The 22120-nt window shown below is 65.1% G+C and carries 16 protein-coding genes; 5 read left to right on the top strand and 11 right to left on the bottom strand.

From position 1 onward, the window contains the following. Positions 1–269: 269 nt before the first annotated feature. The 3 genes from llg_RS17455 to llg_RS17465 form a co-directional block, all read right to left on the bottom strand. Positions 270–1472, bottom strand: coding sequence for a DEAD/DEAH box helicase (locus llg_RS17455; RefSeq protein WP_338286073.1), 1203 nt, complete (start codon positions 1470–1472; stop codon positions 270–272). Positions 1473–1573: 101 nt separating this feature from the next. Next, positions 1574–2629, bottom strand: coding sequence for a hypothetical protein (locus llg_RS17460; RefSeq protein WP_338286075.1), 1056 nt, complete (start codon positions 2627–2629; stop codon positions 1574–1576). Continuing rightward, complete coding sequence (locus llg_RS17465) at positions 2629–3228, bottom strand: hypothetical protein (protein ID WP_338286076.1); 600 nt, start codon at positions 3226–3228, stop codon at positions 2629–2631. The genes llg_RS17460 and llg_RS17465 overlap by 1 nt, the downstream gene beginning before the upstream one ends. A 227-nt stretch (positions 3229–3455) precedes the next feature. On the opposite strand from llg_RS17465, the gene llg_RS17470 reads away from it, so the two are divergent. From llg_RS17470 to llg_RS17480, 3 genes are read left to right on the top strand one after another with little or no spacing between them, the layout of a single operon-like run. Then, complete coding sequence (locus llg_RS17470) at positions 3456–4115, top strand: sigma-70 family RNA polymerase sigma factor (protein ID WP_338286077.1); 660 nt, start codon at positions 3456–3458, stop codon at positions 4113–4115. After that, on the top strand, positions 4105–6738 hold the full coding sequence (locus llg_RS17475) for an SUMF1/EgtB/PvdO family nonheme iron enzyme (RefSeq protein WP_338286078.1): 2634 nt from the start codon (positions 4105–4107) through the stop codon (positions 6736–6738). Before llg_RS17470 ends, llg_RS17475 begins: the two co-directional genes overlap by 11 nt. Beyond that, positions 6731–7141 (top strand): OsmC family protein, encoded by a 411-nt coding sequence (locus llg_RS17480; protein ID WP_338286079.1) that lies wholly within the window; start codon positions 6731–6733, stop codon positions 7139–7141. Before llg_RS17475 ends, llg_RS17480 begins: the two co-directional genes overlap by 8 nt. A gap of 146 nt (positions 7142–7287) precedes the next feature. Here the strand turns inward: llg_RS17480 and ftsY are convergent, their stop codons facing one another. Beyond that, positions 7288–8196 (bottom strand): signal recognition particle-docking protein FtsY, encoded by a 909-nt coding sequence (ftsY, locus tag llg_RS17485; protein WP_338286080.1) that lies wholly within the window; start codon positions 8194–8196, stop codon positions 7288–7290. Between the two features lie 45 nt (positions 8197–8241). Between ftsY and llg_RS17490 the strand changes: the two genes are divergently transcribed. Next, the gene (locus tag llg_RS17490) at positions 8242–9546 is read left to right on the top strand and encodes a DUF5690 family protein (RefSeq protein WP_338286081.1); all 1305 of its coding nucleotides are present in this window, start codon (positions 8242–8244) and stop codon (positions 9544–9546) included. 131 nt (positions 9547–9677) lie between these two features. Here llg_RS17490 and llg_RS17495 read toward each other — a convergent pair whose 3' ends face one another. The 3 genes from llg_RS17495 to llg_RS17505 form a co-directional block, all read right to left on the bottom strand. Continuing rightward, positions 9678–12404, bottom strand: a complete 2727-nt coding sequence (locus tag llg_RS17495; RefSeq protein ID WP_338286083.1) for a fibronectin type III domain-containing protein — start codon at positions 12402–12404, stop codon at positions 9678–9680. Positions 12405–12523: 119 nt separating this feature from the next. After that, a complete protein-coding gene (locus llg_RS17500) occupies positions 12524–14857 on the bottom strand; it encodes an endonuclease/exonuclease/phosphatase family protein (protein WP_338286085.1) in 2334 nt (777 codons plus the stop codon). A 224-nt stretch (positions 14858–15081) separates the two neighbouring features. Continuing rightward, entirely contained in the window at positions 15082–16563 is a 1482-nt protein-coding gene (locus llg_RS17505; protein WP_338286086.1) for a sulfotransferase, read from the bottom strand. A 203-nt stretch (positions 16564–16766) separates the two neighbouring features. On the opposite strand from llg_RS17505, the gene llg_RS17510 reads away from it, so the two are divergent. After that, positions 16767–18668 (top strand): HAD-IA family hydrolase, encoded by a 1902-nt coding sequence (locus tag llg_RS17510; RefSeq protein WP_338286087.1) that lies wholly within the window; start codon positions 16767–16769, stop codon positions 18666–18668. A gap of 56 nt (positions 18669–18724) precedes the next feature. Here llg_RS17510 and llg_RS17515 read toward each other — a convergent pair whose 3' ends face one another. The 4 genes from llg_RS17515 to llg_RS17530 all read right to left on the bottom strand — a co-directional run bounded on the left by llg_RS17515 (position 18725) and on the right by llg_RS17530 (position 22105). Then, complete coding sequence (locus llg_RS17515) at positions 18725–19375, bottom strand: DUF1080 domain-containing protein (RefSeq protein ID WP_338286089.1); 651 nt, start codon at positions 19373–19375, stop codon at positions 18725–18727. Positions 19376–19482: 107 nt separating this feature from the next. Then, on the bottom strand, positions 19483–19974 hold the full coding sequence (locus llg_RS17520) for a hypothetical protein (RefSeq protein ID WP_338286090.1): 492 nt from the start codon (positions 19972–19974) through the stop codon (positions 19483–19485). A gap of 92 nt (positions 19975–20066) precedes the next feature. Continuing rightward, a complete protein-coding gene (locus tag llg_RS17525) occupies positions 20067–21197 on the bottom strand; it encodes an 8-amino-7-oxononanoate synthase (protein WP_338286091.1) in 1131 nt (376 codons plus the stop codon). An 8-nt stretch (positions 21198–21205) separates the two neighbouring features. Beyond that, the gene (locus tag llg_RS17530; RefSeq protein ID WP_338286094.1) at positions 21206–22105 is read right to left on the bottom strand and encodes a D-alanyl-D-alanine carboxypeptidase family protein; all 900 of its coding nucleotides are present in this window, start codon (positions 22103–22105) and stop codon (positions 21206–21208) included. Positions 22106–22120: the final 15 nt, after the last annotated feature.

A 22120-nucleotide genomic window follows, 5' to 3' on the forward strand; every position in this document is an offset into this window, starting at 1 on the left:
GGACTTGCATCCATTCCCGGGCCTGGTCCGGTGGCTTGCGCCACCGGCTAGGATACGTCGCCCTCCGGGCTCAGAGAGGTCGGGAGCAAACCCGGGATCGGCAATGCATGGGGTCGGGCGAGTTTGCCCCGCCCACGCTCTTCCGAGTGCGGCCACGGCGCGTGTCGGAATTACACGAAGCGCTGGACTCCGTCTCTTGGATAGCAAGCTTGATGCGTTGGGGAGAACGATGGTCCTCCCACTCACAAGTTGAAAACTTGTGCTACCGCTTAGCGGCGGCGTTTCTTGCCACCACCGCCGCTCATCTTGCGGCGCACCGGCTTCGGCGGGGAATCGTCGAGGAGCGCGGTGTAGATGTAGTCGAAGCCTTCCAGCTTCTTGCGGTCGATCTTGCGGTCGATGAAGACCTCCACGGACTTGGCGTAGTCCAGTTCATCCGCGGTGAGCAGGGTGAAGGCATCGCCTTCCGCTTCCGCGCGGCCGGTGCGTCCGATGCGGTGGACGTAGTCCTCGGCGTTTTCCGGGACGCGGTAGTTGATGACGTGGGAGACGCCGGAGATGTCGATACCACGGGCGGCGACGTCGGTGGCGACGAGGACCTCGTATTTGCCTTCCTTGAAGCCCTGGAGCGCCTTCATGCGATCGGCCTGGGCGATGTCGGAGTGCATCGCGGCGACCTTGTCGTGGCCCTGGGTCTTCAGCAGCGAGGTGAGCTGGTCCGCTTCCTTGCGGGTGCGGGTGAAGATCATCACCGAGTGGTAGTCGGTCTTGTCGAGCAGGGCGATGAGCAGTTCATCGCGCTGGTCCATGGCCACCGGGTAGAAGGCGTGGGTCACGGTGGAGGCCACGGCGCGGCGGGCGATTTCCACTTCGACGGGGTCCTTCAGGCACCACTGGGCGAAGGTCTGGATCGCCGCCGGCATGGTGGCGGAGAAGAACAGCGTCTGGCGCTCGTCCCACGGGCAGAGGTTCACGATCTTGCGGACCTGGGGCAGGAAGCCCATGTCCAGCATGCGGTCGACCTCGTCGAGGATCAGGACCTTGAGTTCGCCGAAGCGCATGGTGGCGCGGTAGAAATGGTCCATCAGGCGGCCCGGGGTGGCCACCACGATGTCGGCGCCCTTCGCCAGTTCCTCGGTCTGCTGGCCGTAGCCGACGCCGCCATAGAGTAGGGCGACCTTGAGGCCGGTGTGCTTGCCGTATTTGATGAACTGTTCGGCGACCTGGTGGGCGAGCTCGCGGGTCGGCTCCAGCACGAGGATCTGCGGCTTGCCGAGCGGCGTGAGCTTGCTGAGGGACGGCAGCGCGAAGGCGGCGGTCTTGCCGGTGCCGGTCTGGGATGCTCCGATCACGTCCTTGCCGTCCAGCACCAGCGGGATCGCCTGCGCCTGGATCGGGGTGGGGGTGGTGTATCCGGATTCCTCAATGGCTTTCTGGACGGCTTCCGAGAGCCCGAGTGTGTCAAATCCCATGCGCGGCGTTCCTAGTGGGGTGGGGCAATGCGGTCAAGGCGAGACCTGATTAATTCCGTTTCTGGAAGGAGTTGGAGCGGAAACCGGCGGAAATGGGTCCGTTAGGCCGCGTGCGCGGGGGCTTGGATCAGCAGGCAGTCCTCGAGGAAGGGCTGGAGATCCTTCATCAAGGGCGGGCCGCCGGGGGCGAAACGTTCGCGGAAGTGGTCCTCCAGTCGTTTCAGTGAAAATTCGAGATCGGCGGTCACCAGTTCATTGCTGCGGCCGCGGACGATGGCCACCAGCACGGCGAAACGGCCCTCGCGGGAGACGGCGAAGCGGTGCTCGGGGAGCTCGAATTCCGAGCGGATGTGGCCATCGGCGTCCCGGAGCTGGAGCGCGAGCCGCTGGACCGTGCCCTCGACGCGCTTCGCCGAGGCGTGGCGACCGGGTTGGTTCGAGGCAAAGGAAACGAGAGCCAGCGAGTGGACATCGAGCAGGAAGACCTCCTCGACCTGGAAGCGGTGGGTCTTTTCGAAAACGATGTCCTCGTAGGTGCGGCTGGTGAAGAGGGCCTGGAGCCGCCACAGCATGCGGTCGAGCGTGCCGGGTTCCTGAAACGGGCGCTGGGTGGGCGTGTATTCCGCCAGGGCGCGGCGGATGGTGGCGCGGAGCATCGGCTCCAGGTAGGTGTCGATGCCATTTTCCCGGGCATAGACGGCGCTGCGTACGGCCTGCTCGACGATCGGGCCGAAGGCCTCGCGGAGGTCATCGTCGTTGAAATCGGCTGCGGGAGCGGCGTTTCCCTCCTTTGCCAGCGGCTCCAACCGGGTGACCAGCGTTTCGTGCGGCTGCGGCACGTGGGGGAAGTCCACGGGTGCGGGCCGGAAGACGCGCGGCTGCGGTGTTTCCACCGGCGCGGTCGCGGGCGCGTCCGGCAGCACTGCGAGCGGCACCGGCCAGGAGGGCGGAAACTCGTGTTCTCCCTCCGCCGGTAGACCGGGCAGCGGTACCCGGGCGAAGGGCGTGGGCACGAAGGCGGACGCCGGGGTGGCGGTGGGATCGGCCGGGTCAAAGGGCTCGAACGGCGCGGGCGGGCTGGACCACAGCGGGGAAGGGTTGCCGTGGGAACTCGGGACGGGCGTGGGAGCGGGGAGGGGACGGAGGGCAGCGGACATCAAGGCAGTGGGGGGAGGTTGCCAGGAAGGGAGCCGGGTTCTGCCGCTTCCGCGAGCGCGCGGGCGGCCTTGGCGATTTGGGCGAAGCGTTGTTCCAGCCCGGCGCGCTCACCGTGCTGCTGTTGAAGGGAGGAAAGCTGGGTGGTGACCCACTCGCGCAGGCGGATGAGCTCGTCCTGAAGCAAGGCGGTCAATTGCCGGTCGCGCGCCTCCGCCTGCTGGTGGGCGGACTGCTGCCAATCGGTGAGCCATTGGCCGAGCTTCGATTCGAGCTGGGCGCCGCGGTCCGGAACGATGCGCGCGGCCAGGGTTTGCTGGATGTGCTCGGACAGCCGCTGGACGTCCTCTTCATGGCGGGTCTCGCGGGTTTCCGCCTCCAAGCGCAGGCCTTCGGACAATCGTTGAAAATGGTGCTGGAGCGCCTCGACTCGGGCTTCGATGCCGCCGATCCGGGTTTCCGAATGGCCCACGACGGCCTGCGGCTGCTTTTCGAGAAGCGCCACGCGTTGCTCCAGCCGGTCCAACTGGCGGCCCACGATGATTTCGCGGATCCGCTCGACCGTCTGCGAGGGATTGGGTGTTTGGGTGTTTGAGAGCATGTCGACTCGCCGTGGGGGAGGCCCCGGGGTGAACCGGAGCACGGGAGGAGAGGATGGACCGGGAAATCTAACCCCACCGGACTGTCGATGTAAACAACATCGCTTAAAGTTCGCTCCTCCGGATCTTACGGATTTCCAAACAGTTGCCCCGAAAATCCCCGATCTTCCGCTTGCGCCGCCGGAATGAGTGAAAGACTTTTGTCACGGAACCTGTTATTGGAGGCCGGATGTCCGACGACGACGATGACAAGCAGCGCGACGAAATGCTCGCGCAGGCGTACGCCAAGACGCGGAAGAGCCTGATCGCCCGCCTGGACAACTGGGAGGACCAGAAGACCTGGGACGAGTTTTACCAGACCTACTGGCGGCTCATTTACGCGGTGGCGATCAAGTCCGGCCTGCGGGCGGACGAGGCCTCCGACTGCGTCCAGGAAACGATCCTTTCCATCGCGAAGCAGAGCAAACGGAACCTCTACGATCCCGAGCAGGGCTCGTTCAAGACCTGGCTCATGAACATGACCCGCTGGCGCATCAACGACCAGTTCCGCAAGCGCAAGAAGGACACGGCGATGAGCGGCGGGGATTGGGAGGACGACCGCAAGACCGCGGTGATCGATCGTTTCGAGGACCCGAAGGGCGACCTGCTGGCGCGCCTGTGGGACGTGGAGTGGAAGAAAAACGTCGCGGACGCGGCGTTGGCGCGGGTGAAGGCCCAGGTTTCGCCAAAGCAGTACCAGATCTTCCACTATTACGTGGTGAAGCAATGGGACGCGAAGAAGGTGCAGGACCACCTGAATGTGAGCATGGCGCAAGTCTATCTCGCCAAGCACCGGGTGGGTTCTGTATTGAAAAAGGAGCTGTCCCGTCTGGAAGAAGATGCCGAGTAAAACACGTCCCGATCCGATCATTCCCGACCATGAGGTCCTGCGGAAAATCGGTGGCGGAGCGTACGGTGAGGTTTGGCTGGCCCGCGGGGTGACCGGGGCGTTGCGCGCGGTGAAGATCGTGTGGCGGGAAGACTTCGAGGACGCTCGCGGTTTCGAGCGCGAGTTCGAGGGCATCCTCAAGTTCGAGCCGATTTCCCGCGACCACCCGGGGCTGGTGAACATCCTGCACGTGGGCCGCAGTCCGGACGGCACCTCGTTTTATTACTACGTGATGGAGCTGGGCGACGATGTCCGCTCCGGCTCCGACATCAACCCGGTGGAATACGAGCCGCGCACGCTGCGCGCGGACACCAAACAGGCCGCCGGGGTGCGGATGGAGACGAACCTGTGCATCGACGTGGGCCTGCGTCTCGCCGAGGCACTGGACCACCTGCACGAGCGCGGGCTGGCGCACCGCGACGTGAAGCCGGCGAACGTCATTTTCGTCAACGGCAAGGCGAAGCTCGCGGACATCGGCCTGGTGGCCACGCGCGACCAGCGGACGTTCGTGGGCACGGAGGGCTTCGTGCCGCCGGAGGGCCCGGGTTCGGCGCAGGCGGATGTCTACAGCCTGGGCAAGGTGCTCTACGAGATCGCCACCGGAAAGGACCGCCTCGATTTCCCGGAGCTGCCGGACGAGTTGCCACCGACGGAGGAGCGGAAGCGCTGGCTCGATCTCAACAAGATCATCTGTGACACCTGCGATCCCCACCTTTCGCGACGAAAGATCAGTAGTGCCTCGGAGTTGGCGGACGCCCTGCGGCGGCTCCAGCGTGGCAAGCGCCGCCGCCGGTCCGGGATGGGGGCGTGGGTAACCTCGCTGATCCTGGGCTCCTTCGTGGTGCTTGGCGGCTGGGAGGCATTCAAAGACACGCCGTGGGTCCAGCAACTGGTGGCCGACGCACCGCCCGACGTTCCCCCGGAGCCCGTGCCGGTGCGCATGGGCCAGATCCGGATCGTCAGCTATCCGGAGGGCGCGGACGTGATCGGCATCGGCGGGCAGCGGCTCGGCGTGACGCCGCTGAACCAGTCCGAGCCGGTGGGCACGGAGGTGGAGTACACGGTGGTGAAGGACCACTACACCAGCCTCAAGCTGAGGGAGACGGTGCCGGCATCGGCGGTGAACGAACCGTTGCGGCTCGGTGGCGAGATGCAGAGTTTCACCCCGCCGGAGATCGGCCAGACGTGGAAGAACCGGAACGAGAATTTCCTGCCGGTGGGCGAGGGTCACCTTTCGACCGGTTTTGTCAGCGAGAAGAACTGGAAGGAGTTTACCAGCAAGTCGAACCAGCCGAACTTGGTCTTCAAGATCCTGACGGCCTCCGAGAACGGCCAGCCGGTGAAGGTGGTGCTGGCCGACCAGAAGAGCTCGGACTCGTATTGCGACTGGCTCCGCAGCGATGCCATCCAAGGCGGGCGCCTCACCGACCAGCATGAGATGCAGGTGCGCCCCGAGGAGAACTTCAACGACCCGGCCGATGTCGCGGGCAGCGAGCAGGCGAAGGCGGCGGGGCTGAGGCCGTTCCACGTCCTCGTGCGATTGATCCCCTACGGACGGATCGTGATCACCACCAATCCCTCTGGAGCCTATGTACTGCTGAACAACAAGCCGATCGGCGACACCACCGTTCCGCTGGAGTATTCGAGGGTCAAGCCGGGCAAATTCTCCCTGAACGTGGCGTTGGAAGGCTACAAGCCGTGGACACAGGAGCCGGTGATGGAGGAAAATGGCAGCCTGACCTTCAATCTGGTGATGGAGGAGAACAAGGGCGTGCGCCTCGACCGGCCATGGAAGAACAGCCTGGGCATGCAGTTCGTGCCGGTCGGCGCGGAGCGCGAGCTGATGGTGTCGATCTGGGAGACGCGGATCGCGGACTACGAGGAATACAAGCCGGAGCTGAAGCGGAACCAGCGGAACAACAAGGACAAGGACGCCAAGAACCACCCGATCGCGGGGGTGAGCCGTGAGGCCGCGAAGGATTTCTGCGTGTGGCTCACCAAGAAGGAACGGAAGGAGGAGCGCATCACCTACTCCCACGAATACCGGCTGCCGACCGACCTGGAATGGAGCCAGATCGCGGGGCTGAACGAGCTGGCCAACCATACGCCGGAATGGCGGGATGTCCACGCCGCGCACGTTTTCCCATGGGGGCCGAACTGGCCGCCGCCGGATGGCTTCGCGAACCTCGCCGATGTTTCCGCTGCAGGAGGGCGTGGCATGCAGCCGGACCGGGTGATCCCCGGTTACAAGGATGGCTTCGAGCGCACCGCTCCGGTGGGGTCGTTCCCGCCGTCCCACGTTTACGCCGGGGACAAGCAATACGACATCTTCGATCTGTGCGGAAACGTTTACGAGTGGGTATCGGACGATCTCAAGCCGGTCGTGCCGCCGCATACCCACTACGGCGTGCTGCGCGGGGGCTCGTGGAGCAGCTTCCAACCGAGCAATCTCTACACCGGCTACCGCAACGCGGTGCCGCCCACGATCGCGGATGATATTTACGGATTCCGGGTGGTGCTTGCCAAAATCCCGATGAAGACGGAGAACGACGAGGAATCCACGACCGATCCCGACAATGGTTGAAATCCGCATCGATTACGAAGGAGACCTGCACTGCAACGCGCTCCATGTGCCCTCCGGCAACCGCATCGCCACCGACGCGCCGGTGGACAACAACGGCCGCGGCGAGGCCTTCTCGCCGACCGACCTCGTCGCCACCGCTCTGGGTGCCTGCATGGCCACCGTGATCGGCATCGTGGCACGCCGGAAGGAGATCCCGGTGGAGGGGATGAAGGTGGTGGCCCGCAAGCACATGTCGGAAGACCAGCCGCGACGGATCTCCAAGATCGAACTCGATATCGACGTGCCGCTTTCCGCCGATCATCCGGAGCGCAAGGTGCTGGAAAGCGCCGCCCGCGGCTGCCCGGTGCACCATTCGATCCACCCGGACATCGAGGTGGTGATGAACTGGCGCTGGAATGGCTGATCGAAAAGGTAGGGTCGCACCGCCGGGGCGACCGGGGTGCGCGGCCCGCTTGGAGTTTAGATCCGATCCGTTCCTGTTGGGGCGGAGACGTTTCTGTGAATGACGTCTTCCGCCCGGTCATCTCGGCGAGATGACCCTACCTCACCTCACAAAATCTCCTGCACGAACTTGTCCTTCTCGAACACCGAGAAGGCGTCGGGCTCTTCGCCGGTGCCGATGAAGCGCGGCGGGATGCCGAGCTGGTCGTGGATGGTTACGGCGATGCCGCCCTTGCCGGAGCCGTCGAGCTTGGTGACCACCAGTCCATCGAGCGGGCTGGCCTTGTGGAATTCCTTCGCCTGCTGGAGCGCGTTCGAGCCGGTGGTGGCGTCGACCACGAGCAACGTGAGGTGCGGCGCGGTTTCGTCCTGCTTGGCGATGGTGCGGCGGATTTTCGTCAGCTCCTCCATCAGGTTGTGGCGCGTGTGGATGCGGCCCGCGGTGTCGCAGAGCAGGAAGTGCGCGCCATCGGAAATCGCCTTCTGGTGGGCGTTGTAGCATACCGAGGAGGGATCGGCGTTCGGCGCGCCCTTCACCACCGGCAGGCCGAGGCGGTCGCCCCAGCGCTGGAGCTGCTCGACGGCGGCGGCGCGGAAGGTATCGGCGGCGGCGAGCACCACCGGGTGGCCCTTTTTCTTCAGCCAGTTTCCGAGCTTCGCGGTGGAGGTGGTCTTGCCGGTGCCATTGACGCCCACGACGAGGATCACGAACGGCTTGCCATCCGGACGCGGCGCAAGGGCCGGGGCATCGGCGGGAAGTTTCGCCGAAAGGTGCCGGCGGGCGGTTTCGACGACATCCTCGGCGGAAATCTTGCGGCCGAGATCCTTCAGCTCGTCGATGATCGCGCCAGCCGGACGCACGCCCAGGTCCGCGCCGATCAGATCGGCCTCGAGTTCATCCCAATCGATTTCGGCGCGATTGGTGATCTTGTTGAAGAGGGATTTGAAGAAGCCAGCCATGGTGCGGGTGCGCGGGAGAGTATCCCGGAGCGGGCCGCGGTCAATGGCCGGTTGCACGACAGGATTCTTGCCCGCCGGACGTTAGGCGGGGTAATGGATGGCGTGGGCAAGGACGGACTGGTGGCGCGATGGCAGCGGAAGCTCGATGACTCGGCGTTCTGGCTGGCCGTCCATGCCGCCTTGGCGGCCTTCACCGCGTATTTCTGCACCTACGCCTTTCGTCGCCCGTTCAGCGCGGCGGGTTACGCGGATGTGGAGTTTGGCTGGAGCTGGCTGAGCCCGCACCTCACTCCGAAAACGGTGTTCGTGATCGCCCAGCTCATCGGCTACGGCGTGGCGAAGTTCTGGGGCATGAAGTTCTGCTCGGAGATCCGCCGCGACCAGCTCGGGCGGGCGACGCTCGGGATGATCGGGCTCGCGTGGCTGGCGCTGCTGGGGTTCGCGGTGCTGCCGCTGCCGCTGAAAATCGTGGCGATCTTCCTGAACGGCATCCCGCTGGGAACGGTGTGGGGATTGATTGTGCGGCAACTGGAGGGGCGGAAGGTGTCCGAGCTGCTGCTGGCTGCGCTCTCCTGCTCCTACATCCTTGCCAGCGGCGAGGTGAAGCGCGTGGGCCAGTGGTTGATGGCGCACGGCGTGACGGAATTCTGGATGCCCTTCGTGACTGGCGGGCTGTTCGTGCCGCTCCTGTTCGTGGCGGTGTGGATGCTCGGCCTGCTGCGGCCACCGGGTCAGGAGGACATCCTGGAACGGTCGGCACGTGGGCAGCTCGATCACGAGGGGCGGCACGCGTTCCTGAAGCGCTTTCTGCCGGGGCTGGTGCTGCTGTGCCTCGTGTATCTCTTCCTCACCGCCTACCGCGATTTCCGGGACAACTACCAGAGCGACCTGTTCGCCGAGATGGGCATCCATGATCCGGCGGCGTTCTCGCGCACCGAGCGGCCGGTGGCCTTCGGCGTGATGGCGGCGCTGGCGTTGATCTTCCTGGTGAAGGACAACCGCGCCGCGCTGCGCTGGGTTTACGGGCTGATGATCGGAGGCCTGGTGCTGCTCGGCGGCTCGACGTGGCTTTACGCGCAGGGACGGCTCGGCGGGGAAATGTGGATGATCGCCACCGGCCTCGGCGCGTATCTGGCCTACGTGCCCTTCGGCAGCGTGTTGTTCGACCGCACCATTGCCGCGACCCGGTTCCAGGGCACGGCGGTGTTCGCGATCTACGTGGCGGACGCGCTCGGCTACACCGGCTCGGTGGTGGTGCAGCTCTACCGCGATTTCTTCGCGCCGAAGGAAACGTGGCTCGGGTTCTTCCAAGGCTTCAGCACCGCGATGGCGATCGGCGGAGTGCCGCTGATGGCCATCGCGATGGTGTATTTCCTGAGGTGGAAGCCGCGGGGGGAATGTAGCTGAAAGCTCCGGCTTTCAGAATGTAGGGGGAAGCTCCAGCTTTCCCTCTTCGGGGGTGGCGGTCGTTTGGCCTAACCAGCCGCCGCCAACGGAGCTGGCGGCGACAATCCGAAAGCGGAGCTTCCGGCTACATGTCACTCCTGCAGCAGGATGCGGAAGAAGCAGTTCGGATTCACCGAGCGATCGAAGTCCACGAACTCCTCGTGCGAGGCTCCGGAGGGCACGACGGTGCGCACCGGCACCCAGGTGTTCATGTCGTGGCTGCGCTGGACGGTGTAGTTCTTGCCGGGCTGGGAGCTCCAGCGCAGGCGCATCTGGTTGCCCTCGATGCTGGACTGCTCCATTTTCAGCGGCGCGGGCGCGGTGACGGTGAAATTGAAGCGGTTCGACACCTCGGTGTAGGAATCGTTCGTATACATCGCCACGAAGTAGTCCCCCGGCGAGAGGTTCGGCAGGTGGAAGGTGGCGCTGCCGTTGGTCTTGCCGTCGAAGTAGAGGTAGGCGGTGAGCACGTCCACGCCGGGTGTCTGGCCCTGTTTGAAGATGCCGAGGTAGTCCTTCGGGATGCCGGGACCGTTGGTGAAGTTCACGGTGAAGTCCTGTCCGGCGGGCACCTGGTTCGAGGCCATCGAGACGCCGGAGATCTGGCTGCCCACGGAGAAGGCCACGCGCTGGCTGATTTCGAAATAGCCGTCGTTCACCAGATAGACCGCGTAGTAGTAGCCCTTCGCCAGGTTCGCGAAGGCCTTCGTGCCGGAGGCCGCGGGCGTGTATTGGTAGGCGGTGGAGAGCACCCCGCTGGTGCCGGGCGTCTGGCCGACCTTGTAGATGCCGATCCAGTCCTTGGTGCTGCCGGGCGCGTTGGTGAAGCTGACGTTCACCGTCTCGCCTTGGGCGTAGGCGGCCTTGTCGGTGGTGAGCACCGGCGTGCTGCCGACGTAGAAGGGAACGCGCGGCGCGATCTCGGTGTAGCTGTCGTTGCTGAAGAACGCGGCATACCATTCCTGGCCCGCGGCGAGGTCGGTGGTGAAGTTCAGCGTGCCGCTTTTGCCGGTGACATACTTCCAGGTCGTGGATGGCGTGGATGAGCCGGCGGTCTGGCCTTTCTTGTAGATGCCCACCCAATCCTTCGCGTTGCCCGGACCGTTCTCATACACCACGGAGAAATCCTCGGCGAAGGGATAGACCTTCTTCGCGAGCGTGAGCTTCGGATCCGCCACCACGCTGCCGGTGACCTCGAAGGTCTTTGCCGCCGACCAGGCCGACCACGCGGCGTTGCTGTCGCGGTGGCGCACGCGGGTGTAGTAGGAGCCATTCGGCAGCGAGTTCGCGGCGATCGGGAACTGGAGGAGATTGAGGCCCGCGTTGATGTTCACCGGCTCGTAGAGCGGCGCGCCGGTGTCGCCATACATGTTCTCGAAGTCGCGGATCTTGTCGACTTTCAGACTGGTGAAAGCGGCATCGGTGGCGACCTGGAACCAGGTGCTGTTCAGCGTCTCCGCGGTGCTGGTGGCGAAGGCCGTGCTTTGCAGGGAAAGCGGCAGCGTGACGGTGCCCGCGAAGGTGTTGGTGAGCGAGGGCTGCGACGGCAAGGCCAGGCCGAGCTGGCGGTGGAAGGAATCGATGACGCGGCTGTTGTAGTCCCAGCGGGTGGCGGCGGGCAGCTTCACGTTCGCCTCGGCGTAGCAGGTCACATCCATGCGGCGGGCGGCCAGATCGAAATCCATAAGCTGCCAGGCCCAGTGGGCGATGGTCTTCTGGACGTCGTCGAAATCACTCTCGGTCGATTGGCCCCAGTACTGGTCCCAGGCGGTGCCGCCGGAGATGATGTGGTAAACCGGCCACTCGCGGGTCTGGCCGCGGGCGTAGAGGTGGTGGTGCGCGCCGATGTTCAGCACGTGTTTCTCGGTCTCCGCCAGCATCGGCATGATGTCGGTGCGGAACCATCCGGAGATGTCGCCCACGTATTGCTCGGCCTGGTAGGGGCGGTGGCAGACGCTGATGCAGAGGTCGGCGGTGGTGTCGGTCTTGAGCGTGTCCACCAGCGAGCGCACCCAGCCCTTCTGCTCCGTGCCGGTGTGTTCGCTGCTGGTGTGGATGAAGGCGATGTTCGCGAGCTGGTAGGAGTAGTATTTCTCGCCGCCCGGGCTGGTGACTCCGCCGTAGTTGATGTCCTCGTAGCGGAAGATCCGGCTGTAGAGGTTCATGCCGGTGTCGTAGTAGGTCTCGTGGTTCCCGATGGTGGTCATGATCGGGATGTTCGGCGAGATCAGCCCGCACTGCTTGAAGTGCAGGTTCCGGTAGTGGTCGAGCGTGCCGACGTCCACCTGGTCGCCCGGCATCAGGATGAAGTCGACGACTTCCTCGATCGGCTTGTTGTAGGTCGACTCGATCTTCGCCTTCGCGCAGGCGATCAGTTTCTCGTAGCGGTTTTCGGCGATGATCTGGTTGTCACCCATTACCAACACGCGCATGCGGCCGGTCTTCGTGCCCACCGGCGGCGGGGTGCGGAAGCGGAAGACCTCGGAAACGGTCGCGCCGTTGCTGACGCGGTAGTAGTAATAGCTGTTCGGCGACAACCCGGTGATACGGCCCGCGTGGTAGTTGTAGCCGGTGCCGAGGATGTCGAGATCCGCGGCGATGGAATTGACCAGCGTTTCCGGTGAGGTGCCCCATTCGATCAGACCGGCGGGGGCATTGTCGCTGAACCACGAGACCCAGATGGAATCGGGGCGGGGGACCTGGAGATACGGGCGGATGCCGGCAGGAATGCCGGTGTAGCCGGCGGGCAATGCGAAGCCCCGCGTGGCGAGACCGAGGGTGCCGAGGGCGGACAGACGGAGGAATTGGGCGCGATTCATGGGCGGTGGGAACTTGGAGAAACGAACGGCGAAACCGGATGGGGGAATCCGCCGGACAAGCGGGCATTTTCGTCCGCGCGGAGGCACGGATCGTCACCGAGTGTCACTGGACGGGGCGGTCACTCCGGCGTGACGGCGAGGCGGAAGAACTGCACGGGCGAACTGGAGGGCGGGGTGACCTTCACGGACATCTCCTCGCTCTCCGCACCCGCGCTGGTGACGGCGGCATCGCTGCACCAATCGGCGGCGGGGAACCAGGAGGAGAGATCCTCCGAACGCAGCACCCGGTAACGCAGGCCACCGGCGCGGTAATCGCAACCGCCACCGGTACCGCCCTTGCGGCGGAGGTAGCTGACGTGCAGGCCATCGACTTCGGTGGTCGTGCGGCAGAGTCGGGAACCATCGCCGAAGCCCGCCGGCATGCCGGAGGCGTAGTCGAGGAAGTTGCTGATGCCGTTGCCATCGTCATCACCGGTCGCGCCCTGCGGGGCACTGCCGCCGAAGCGCTGGTTCTCCCAGTGATCGGGCAGGCCGTTGGCATTGGCATCCACGGCCTTCACGCTGAACTCGGTGAGCACCGCCGCGTGGTCGGACGGCCAGGTGTTGCCCGCGATCGCGGTGATGTCGCTGTTGTAGTTGTTGAAGGTGTTTTCCACGGCGGTGTGGTAAACGGCGGAGGTCAACGCGGTGAGGCGGTTGCCCTTCGCGAACACGAAGTCGATGCGGTCCTGGGGCTCATCGCCGGTGTAGATCGGGGCCCAGGTGTTGCCGGGCATCGCCACCGGATCGGGGTGGAGCTGGCGGTAGGTGTCCACGAGCCCGGCGCTGGTGAGCGTGACGGTGGCGGGCCACGCGACCGTCTTGCCGGAGTGCAGCGAGGCTGCGGCGGGCGTCCAGTCCTGGTGGGACGGGCAGTTGAAATCGCCGCACACCAGCACCGGTGTTTGATCGGCGGCATCGAGCTGGGCTTGCATCGCGGCCATCAACGCGGTCGCCTGCTCATCGCGGTTCGAGGCGGTCTCCTCGGCCAGCGTGCTTTCGTTGGTCGATCCCGCTCGGGCCGCCTCATAGGGACCGTAGTGGAGGTAGTCGAGATGCGCCGAGTAAACGATCACCTCCTGGAGTGGATTGGCACAGAGGGTGACACGCGCGCCCACCGCCACCGAGGCGGAATAGGTGTCACTGATCGGATAACGGCTGAGCACGCCGACATCGCCGCCGCCGGGAATGCGGGTGTAATACCAGCCGATTTCGGCGGCCACGGCCTGCGGTTGGAATTGGTTCGAACCAGTGACATTGTCCGTGCTTTCCACGGTGCACACCACATCCGCACCGGAGAGCAGGATGCTGTCGATGCCCTTGCGGACGCCATTGGTCACCTTGCCCCAGCCATGGAAGAGGTTGTAGGAAAGCACCTTCAGGCGGTCTACATGCGCGGAGCCGGGAGCGAAGACCTCCACCGTGCAGGTGGCGCTGGCGTTGTTGCCCTGGAGGTCGGTGGCTTTCACCGTGAAGGTGTTCACGCCCGTGTCACCGGCGCCCGGGGTTCCACCGAGCGTGCCGTTCGCGGCGACCGTCAGCCACGCCGGGCCGGAGACCTTCGTGAACGCCAGCGTGTCGTTTGCATCCGCATCCTTCGCGTAACCGCGCACACAGCCGGTGTAGGCGGTGCCGGTGAGGGCGTAGCGCAGCGGGAATCCATTCACCACCCACTGCGGCACGGCGGGGCCGCCGCTCGCGACGATGGTGAAGGGCACGGCGGCGGCGAGGTCGGTGTAGCCATCGTTCGCCATGAAGTGGGCGACGTAGGAACCCGCGGGCAAGGTGGGCGAGGTGAAGGTGACGGTGCCGTTCTGCACCGCCGTGGCGGGCGCGGTGTGGCTGCCGTTGAGATAGTTCCAGATCAGCGAGTAATCGGTGCCGACGGTCTGGTTCGAGCGGTAAATGCCGATCCAGTCCTTCACCGTGAGCGTGTTTCCGGTGGCGCGGCCGAAGGTGGCGACGATGTTCTCGCCGGTGTTGTAGCTGGCCTTGTTCAGGCTGAAGGTCGGCGGCGCGGGCAGCACCGTGAAGGCCACGGAGGGCGCGAGCTCGGTGTAGGTGTCGTTCGAGAAGAAGCGCGCGACGTAGTTGCCCGCGGCGAGGCCGGGATTGGTGAAGGTGATGCTGCCGTTCTGCACCGCCGCGCCGGGGGCGGTCTTGGTGTTGTTGAGGTAAAACCACCGCTGCGACGGGCTGCTACCGCTGGGTACCTGGCTCGGGGTGTAGATGCCGATCCAATCCTTTGCCGCCTGGGTGTCCCCGGCCACGCGGGTCCAGGTGGCGGTGATGTTGTCACTGGAGGCGTAGGTGGTCTTGTTCACGCCGAAGGTGACGGCATGGGACCAACCGGGGATCAGCCAGGCGATGAACGCGAGGCAGCGGAGCAGGCAGGGCAATGAGACGGATTTCATCCCTGGCAGGATGCGCCAGTCCGTTCATCCTGCGGAGGGGGCGAAACCGCCGGAAGGCAGGGCAATTTCCGCAGGGGGGAGGTAGGGTCATCTCGCCGAGATGACCGGGCAGTGGAGGGCGTTCGCGGATGATGTGCCGTCCCAAAAAGACAAAGGGATGGGCCGAGCCACGGGCAGCGGACGGGGCCTTTCGACCCGGTCGCCCCGGCGGTGCGACCCTACCGCTACATCTCGTAACCGAACGCCTCGATGAACGGCTCGAGGTGGTGCATGTGGCGGGCGAGCCACGGTTCATAACGCTTCCACCGGCCGATCGAGCCGGAGTTGAACTCCTGCCCGGCGATCAAGTCCGGCGACCAGTCCAGACCGAGGAAGGTGGTGAGGCCGCGCACGGTCTGCTCCGGTTCCGCGATGAGGTCCTCATAGCGCACCCGGTGGGTCGGATGCGGCAGGATTTCCTCGAGATGCAGCCAGTGGCGCATCGTGTCCGCGTAAAAGCGGCAGGTTTCACCGAGATCGATCGCGGCCGCGCTGTCCGGGGCCATCGGCACCAGCGTGGTGTAGTAGGACATCACCGCATCGCGCGGATCACGCAGCGGCATCAGCACGCGGGACTCCGGGAACAGGCGCAGCGGCAACGGCAGGTCCGCGGTGTGGAAGGGCTCGCGGTCGAGCAAGACACGGCCTTGCAACGATTCGCCGAGCAGGGCTTCGGTGCAGCGGATGTAGCGCTCGCGGTCCGCCACCAGCAGGGCGGGGGAAAGGTTGTCCAGATTCGCGAAGGCATCGTCCATGGTCGCGGGCTGGTGGACCATCGGCCGGGTGAACTGGGAGAACAGGATGCCGGACTCGTCCGTGCCGAGGCAGCGCGGATGCTGGGTCAGGATGTGCTCCACCACCGTCGCCCCACTGCGCGGGAAACCACCCATCAGTGCCACCGGATGACGACGTGCGTCTTCAGGCAGGCTGCCGCGCCAGCGCATCCAGTCCTCGCGGGTAATGCGGCAGGTGAGTTCCCATTGGCGGCGGCGGATACGCTTCGATTGATGGAGGACGGGCAGCGACCGCGGATACAGGCCGGTCTTCGCCTTGCTAAGCTCCCGCATCGCCGCCTCGGGCTCGCCCATGCGGTCGAAGATGGTGGCGAGTTCGTAGCGCAACCGCCAGTCCTCCGGGCCGGGATGTTGCTGGAGCTGGGTGACGAGGCGGATGCGCGCGGCATCGAGATCCCCGGCGTCCATGTCGAGGTGGGCGATCAGGCGCGCGGCTTGGGCATGGGTGGGATCCAACTCCAGGGCACGCAGGGCGATGTCACGGGCCTCCGCGCCGTGGTGGGCGCGTTCGTGGACGCTCGCGAGCATGCCGAGGAGGTTGGCATTGTCCGGGTGTTTCACGAGCGCGGCATCAAGCAAACGCGCGGCGCGGTCGAAGTGGCCGATCGAGAATTCGGATTGTGCGGCCAGCAGCAACGGCGCCGGGTCGTCCATCGGCAAACCGGCGAGACGTTCGTGCAAGCGGCCCGCGGCGGTGAAATCGTAGGTGGCCCACAGCAGGGTGGCGAAGTCGGAGAGCAACGCGGGGTCGTTCGGGTTGGCCGCGAGCGCCGCCTGATAGAGCACCCTCGCGTGGTCGACGTCGCCATCGGCGGTGGCTTGCTTCGCCCGCTTGTGGAGGTCCTGGTCCTGTGCGCCCGAAATCGCTGCCATTGCATTTAGCATGACATGGCGGAGAGTGGTTCGAAAAGGTGAAATGTTAGATGGGGCTATGTTTTTTGTTAGATTGGGGCTTTGGCAACCAACGGGAACCGGCGACGAAACGGGCAAAACCGCCGGTTCGGGTGTCAATAACGTCGCGACGCGTTTTCGGATTCATCCCGGGGCACCGACGGGGCATGATCCGGCTTTGTCCGATGAATCCCTCCCACCACGTACGCCGCAGCGTCGGCTTCCGCCATCCGGTGTGGTCGTCCTACGCGCCACAGATCCTCGCGGGGATCGTGGACTTCATGCGCGAGCACGAGCTGTGGCGGCTGGCCACGGAAAACGATCTCTACGGCGAGATGGAGGCGGTGAAGCTCGATCAGGATTGGCACGGTGACGGCCTGATCCTGTTCCGCGCCACGGAGGAGGAGCTGGCGGTGTTCCGTCAACGCGGCCAGGCGGTGGTGCTCACCAGCACCGAGGGCCCGGATCTGGGATTCCCGCGGGTGGTGACGGACAATGCGATGATCGGCGCGCGCGCGGCGGAGCATTTGATCGAGTGCTCGGTGCCGCGCTTCGCGTTCCTGGCGCGGGGCGAAACGTATTACCGCGAGGAACAGTTCGCTCCCGGTCACCGGCGCTATTCCCGCGAACGGCTTGGTGGCTTCCGCGCGAAGCTGGCTGAATACGGCCGCGAGCCGGTGGTGCACTATCTCAAGGGGCGGCCGTTGTGGAAGGCGCAGACCTGGCGGGAGATCGAGACGGAGGTGATGGCGTTCCTCGACACGCTGCCTTCACCGTGCGGACTCTTCGTGGCGGATGATCCGCTCGGGGCGGTCGCGCTACGGGCGGCGGACCGGCTGGGTCGACGGGTGCCGGGCGATCTGGCGGTGGTGGGTTTCGGCGATGACGCGGTGTGCTGCTACGCCACCTACCCGGCCCTGAGCAGCATTGCCTATCCCGGCCGCGAGGTCGGCAAGCGCGCGGCGGAGCTGCTGTGGCGGCAGATGAATGGCGAAACCGGGCTGACCGGGCGCACCGAAATCCCGGTAGGCAACGTCATCGCGCGCGAGTCCAGCGATACCCTCGCCATCGCCGATCCGGAAATCCGCGAGCTGGTGCGCCACATCCGGCTGACCGCGCCGCACGACCCGCTGCGGGTATCCGAACTGGCCGAACGCAGCCCGCTCTCCATGACCACGATCAAGGCCCGCTTCTCCACGCTGCTGGGCCATGGACCGAAGCAGGAAATCCAGCGGGTGCGCCTCCAGCACCTGCGCCACCTACTGGCCCACACCGACCTCAGCCTGGCCACCATCGCCCGCGACATGAACTTCGTCTCCGCCCACGAACTGAGCCGCTTTTTCCTCTCCGAAACCGGACAGCGGCCCACCGAGTTCCGCGAGTCGCTGGAAAAGAGCGATGGAAACCGGGGCGGTGTGGGGATCCAGGCGGTGGTGTTCGACATGGATGGCACGCTGTTCGACACCGAGCCGCTTTACTACGAGGCCTATCGTAGAGGTGTGGCCTCCCAGGGCGGAGTCCTGGAAAAGGACGAGTATTTCCAACACCACGCGGGCACCACCAACGCCGCGATCGAGGAACGGTTCGCGGTTCGCTTCGGACCCGGGTTTTCCATCGAACGCTTCCGGGCCGATTGGCATGCCGCATGGAAATCCCTGGCCACGCCGAAGGCCCTGCGGGCGCTGCCGGGCATCCGGGAGGCGCTGGAGGTTCTGTCCGAAGCCGGGCTACCGCTTGCCATCGCCAGCGGCAGCGACCGGGTCGACATCGATCTCTGCCTGCAATCATCCGGGCTCGCGCCATGGTTCCGCTCGATCAGCTCGGGGGACGAGGTGGTCCAGGGCAAGCCCGCGCCCGACATCTATGAACTCGCGTGCCGACGCCTCGGGATCGAGCCCCGCCATTGTCTCGCCATCGAGGACACCGGCCACGGCGTGAATGCCGCGCTCGCCGCCGGGCTGCGGGTGATCAAGGTCGGAGAACCGCTGGACGAACCGCGTGCGGGACTGATCCACGCCGGGTCCCTGGACCGGATCGACCGCGCCGGATGGGCCGCTCTTCTCACCGGCGCGGGCTTCGGATCCTGACACGAAAAAGGGTGACCCGCCGCGAGACAGGCCACCCTGGGTGAGAAAGGGAATGATCAGAGTTCCTTGATGCGGATGTCACGCCAGCGAACGTGGGTGGCCTTGCCGGCGTGGACCTGGAACGCGAAGAAGCCTTCGGGGATCGCCTCGGCGGCGGTGTCGGTGTAGTCCACGGTCTTCTCGCCGTTCAGCCAGATCTGGATGTGGTTGCCCTCGCAGAGCACGCGGATGCTGTTCCACTCACCGGCCTTGTAGCGCTTGGTGTTCGCGGCGGTGAAGGCGGCGGCCTCCTCCTTGTTCTCCTTGTTCGGGACGAGCCAGCCGCGCGGCATGGCCTCGCAGTAGAGACCGGCGGTCCAGCAGCGCGGGCTGGGGTCGTGCTCGCACTGGTAGCCGTAGACGCGGCCGTCTTCCTTGTCGGTCTTTTGGAGACCACGGATCATCACGCCGGAGTTACCCTCGGCGGTGTCGAACTTCATGTCGAAGCGCAGGTCGAAGTTCTTGTAGGTCTTCTCGGTGCGGAGGAACGTGTTGTTCTTCACGTTCTCGCCGATGCCGACCAGTTCGGGACCTTCGGCCTTGTATTCGCCGAGGCCGTTGACCCGTTTCCAACCGGAGAGGTCCTTGCCGTTGTAGAGAGCCGTGAAGCCTGGCTCGATGGCCGCCACTGGCAGCACCAGCGCGAGGAGGGGTAGAAGGAATTTCATAGCGATGAGATAGCCGATGGTCGGATACTATACCGCAGGTGGCGAGCTGAAGTTGCACGCCACTTGTAAATTTCTTTGGAAATTGGGAAAAGCCTTTTCAGCTCCGCTTACAGGCCGGTCTTTCGGTCGGAAGACTCCTTGTCGATGATTTTGCCATCCTCGGCACCGGTGACGGAGTAATCGTTGAGCGCCTTGTAGCTGAAGGTGAGCTCGGTTCCTGCTTCAACCGCTTTGGTGAAATGACCATCGTTGGGATGGGTGTGGTAGGCGTTCACGATCAGTTTTTTCGGGCCAGCCTTGGCCGTGACCTGGACTTCCTTCCACCCCTTGCCGCTGGCGATTACCCGGGCGGTGATATGCTTGAATGGTCTCGCCCATTTCTGGACATAATCTTGATCTGCTTTGGAGAGCTTCGAGCACTCCAGCCAAATGGTCTTTCCGTCCTTGATGGAAAGCTGGACCGAAGAACTGTCCAACTTCTTGTCGAGGATCTTGGCGGTGATTTCGCGATCGCCTGCCACTTCCTTCCATTGACGGAAGTCTTCGGCAACGGCGGGCAGGGAGGTCAGGAACAGCAGAATGAGAAATCGGGGGATCATGACGGGAGGTATCCCATCATGATCAGATAATCTGCTCCGAGTCAATATGAGCGAGGCTGAATGCAAATCATTCTCGCCATCAAATCACATCACTAGACAGGTAACAGTGACCGCAATTTTTCGATGCTGGATGATTCATGCGCCGCGGAGACGCTCACCCGCAATCTCGCCGAACCGCGCGGCACCGTGGGATAACGGATCGCGGGCACCATGAAACCTTCCGCCTCTAAACGCCGCGAGCCCTCAAGGGCGGCTTCGTTCGTGCCGAGCACCACCGGCAGGATCGCCGAGCTGGCATCCGCTGACAACAGCCGCACATTCTCCTTCAGACGTTCCCGTAACTGGCTGCCATCCTCCGATTGGATCAGCCGCAGCGATTCGCGGGTCGCGTGGGCCAGGGCGGGTGGGGGAGCGGTGGAATAGATGAAGGCGCGGGCGCGGTTCACCAGCAGGTCGATCCACACCCGCGAGGCAGCGACATAGCCTCCGGACAAACCGGCGGCCTTGCTGAATGTGCCCATCTGGAAAGCCACCCGGTGTTGGCACCCAAGGGCCTCCGCCAGGCCCATGCCGCGATCCCCGAGCACGCCGAAGGCATGCGCCTCATCGAGCCACAGCAGGGCATCGTGCTCCTCCACCGCGTCGAGTAGCTCAAGCAGCGGGCACAGGTCGCCATCCATGCTGAAAACGGATTCCGTGACCACCAGGATGCGCCCGGAGGCATCCTTCGCGCGGAGCGTCCCGAGCAGTTTCCGCAGCTTCGCGGTGTCGTTGTGCGGAAACACCCGCAGGGTCGCGCCGGACAGCTTCGCGGCATCGATCAGCGAGGCGTGGCACAGCTTGTCCAGCACCACGGTATCGCCCGCACCGACGATGGCGGGCAGGCAACCGATGGCGGTGGCGAAGCCGGAGGAAAACACCAGAGCGGCCCCGGTGCCCTTGGCGGCGGCGAGATCCTCCTCCAGCGCGGCGTGCGGCGGGAGGGTGCCCGACACCAACCGCGCGGCGGCCGCACCGGCACCGTAGCGTTTGACTCCCTCGATGAAGGCCTCCGCCAGTGCCTGGTGGCAAGCGAGCCCGAGGTAATCGTTCGAGGCGAAATTGTGCAGTTCGCGCCCGTCACGGGTCACCACCGGACCGGCGGGCGACTGGAGCGGACGCAGGACACGCCGCAGCCCGGCCGCGGCCAGGCTTTCGAGTTCAGCGGCGGGATCGGCAGCCATCGGCCGGATCAGTGCTCCAGCGACCAGCGCAGGAGCTTCTCGGAATCCTTCCAGATGTTCGGCGTGTTCGACTTCAGGACGACCACGATGGTGGAGCGGCCGTTGAGCGACCCGGTGCAGACCAGGCAGCGGCCGGCCGCATCGGTGGTGCCGGTCTTCATGCCGTTGCAGTAGGGCACGCTCTTGAGCACGCGGTTGGTGTTCTCGAGCAGCTTGGTGTGGCCGTCCGCGAACTGGAAGTCGTAGGCCTTGGTGGCCACGAACGAGCGCAGCAGCGGGCTGCGGTAGGCATAGCGCGCGGCGATCGCCATGTCGCGGGCTGTCGAGTATTGGGCGGCGTTCGGGAGGCCGTTCGGGTTGAGGAAATGGGAGTTCCGCATGCCCAGAGAGGCGGCCTTCTGGTTCATCAGGTCCGAGAAACCCTCCTGGCTGCCGCCCACGTCACGGGCCAGCGCGCGGGCCACGTCGTTGCAGCTCTTCACCATCAGGGATTTCAGCAGGTTGCGGCGGGTGTAGGTATCGCCGGCCTTGAGATCGAGGCGGGTCGGTTCGCAGGCGGTGTCCGACTTGTCAATGGTCACCGGGCTGTCGATGTTGCCGCCATCGATCACGCAGAGCGCGGTGATGATCTTCTGGGTGCTGGCCACCTGGCGCCGCACGTCGGCGTTCTTCGCGTAGAGCACGCGACCGCTGTCGGCATCCACCACGATCGCGCTTTCCGCGGCGATCGCCGGCGGGGCGGACGGGGGAATCGTGCCGAAACGGACCGGCGAAGCGGCCACCGGAGCCTGCGGGCCATTGTAGTTTCCGGAGGAAACCGGGCGGGGCGGCGGATTGACGGCGCAGGCCGTCGAAAGAGCGGCGGAAAGGAAAATCGCGGCGAAGCGGGCGATATGCGGACGCGGCATGCGGGGGATGTGCAC

Source organism: Luteolibacter sp. LG18 (assembly GCF_036322585.1).
Classification (GTDB): domain Bacteria; phylum Verrucomicrobiota; class Verrucomicrobiia; order Verrucomicrobiales; family Akkermansiaceae; genus Luteolibacter.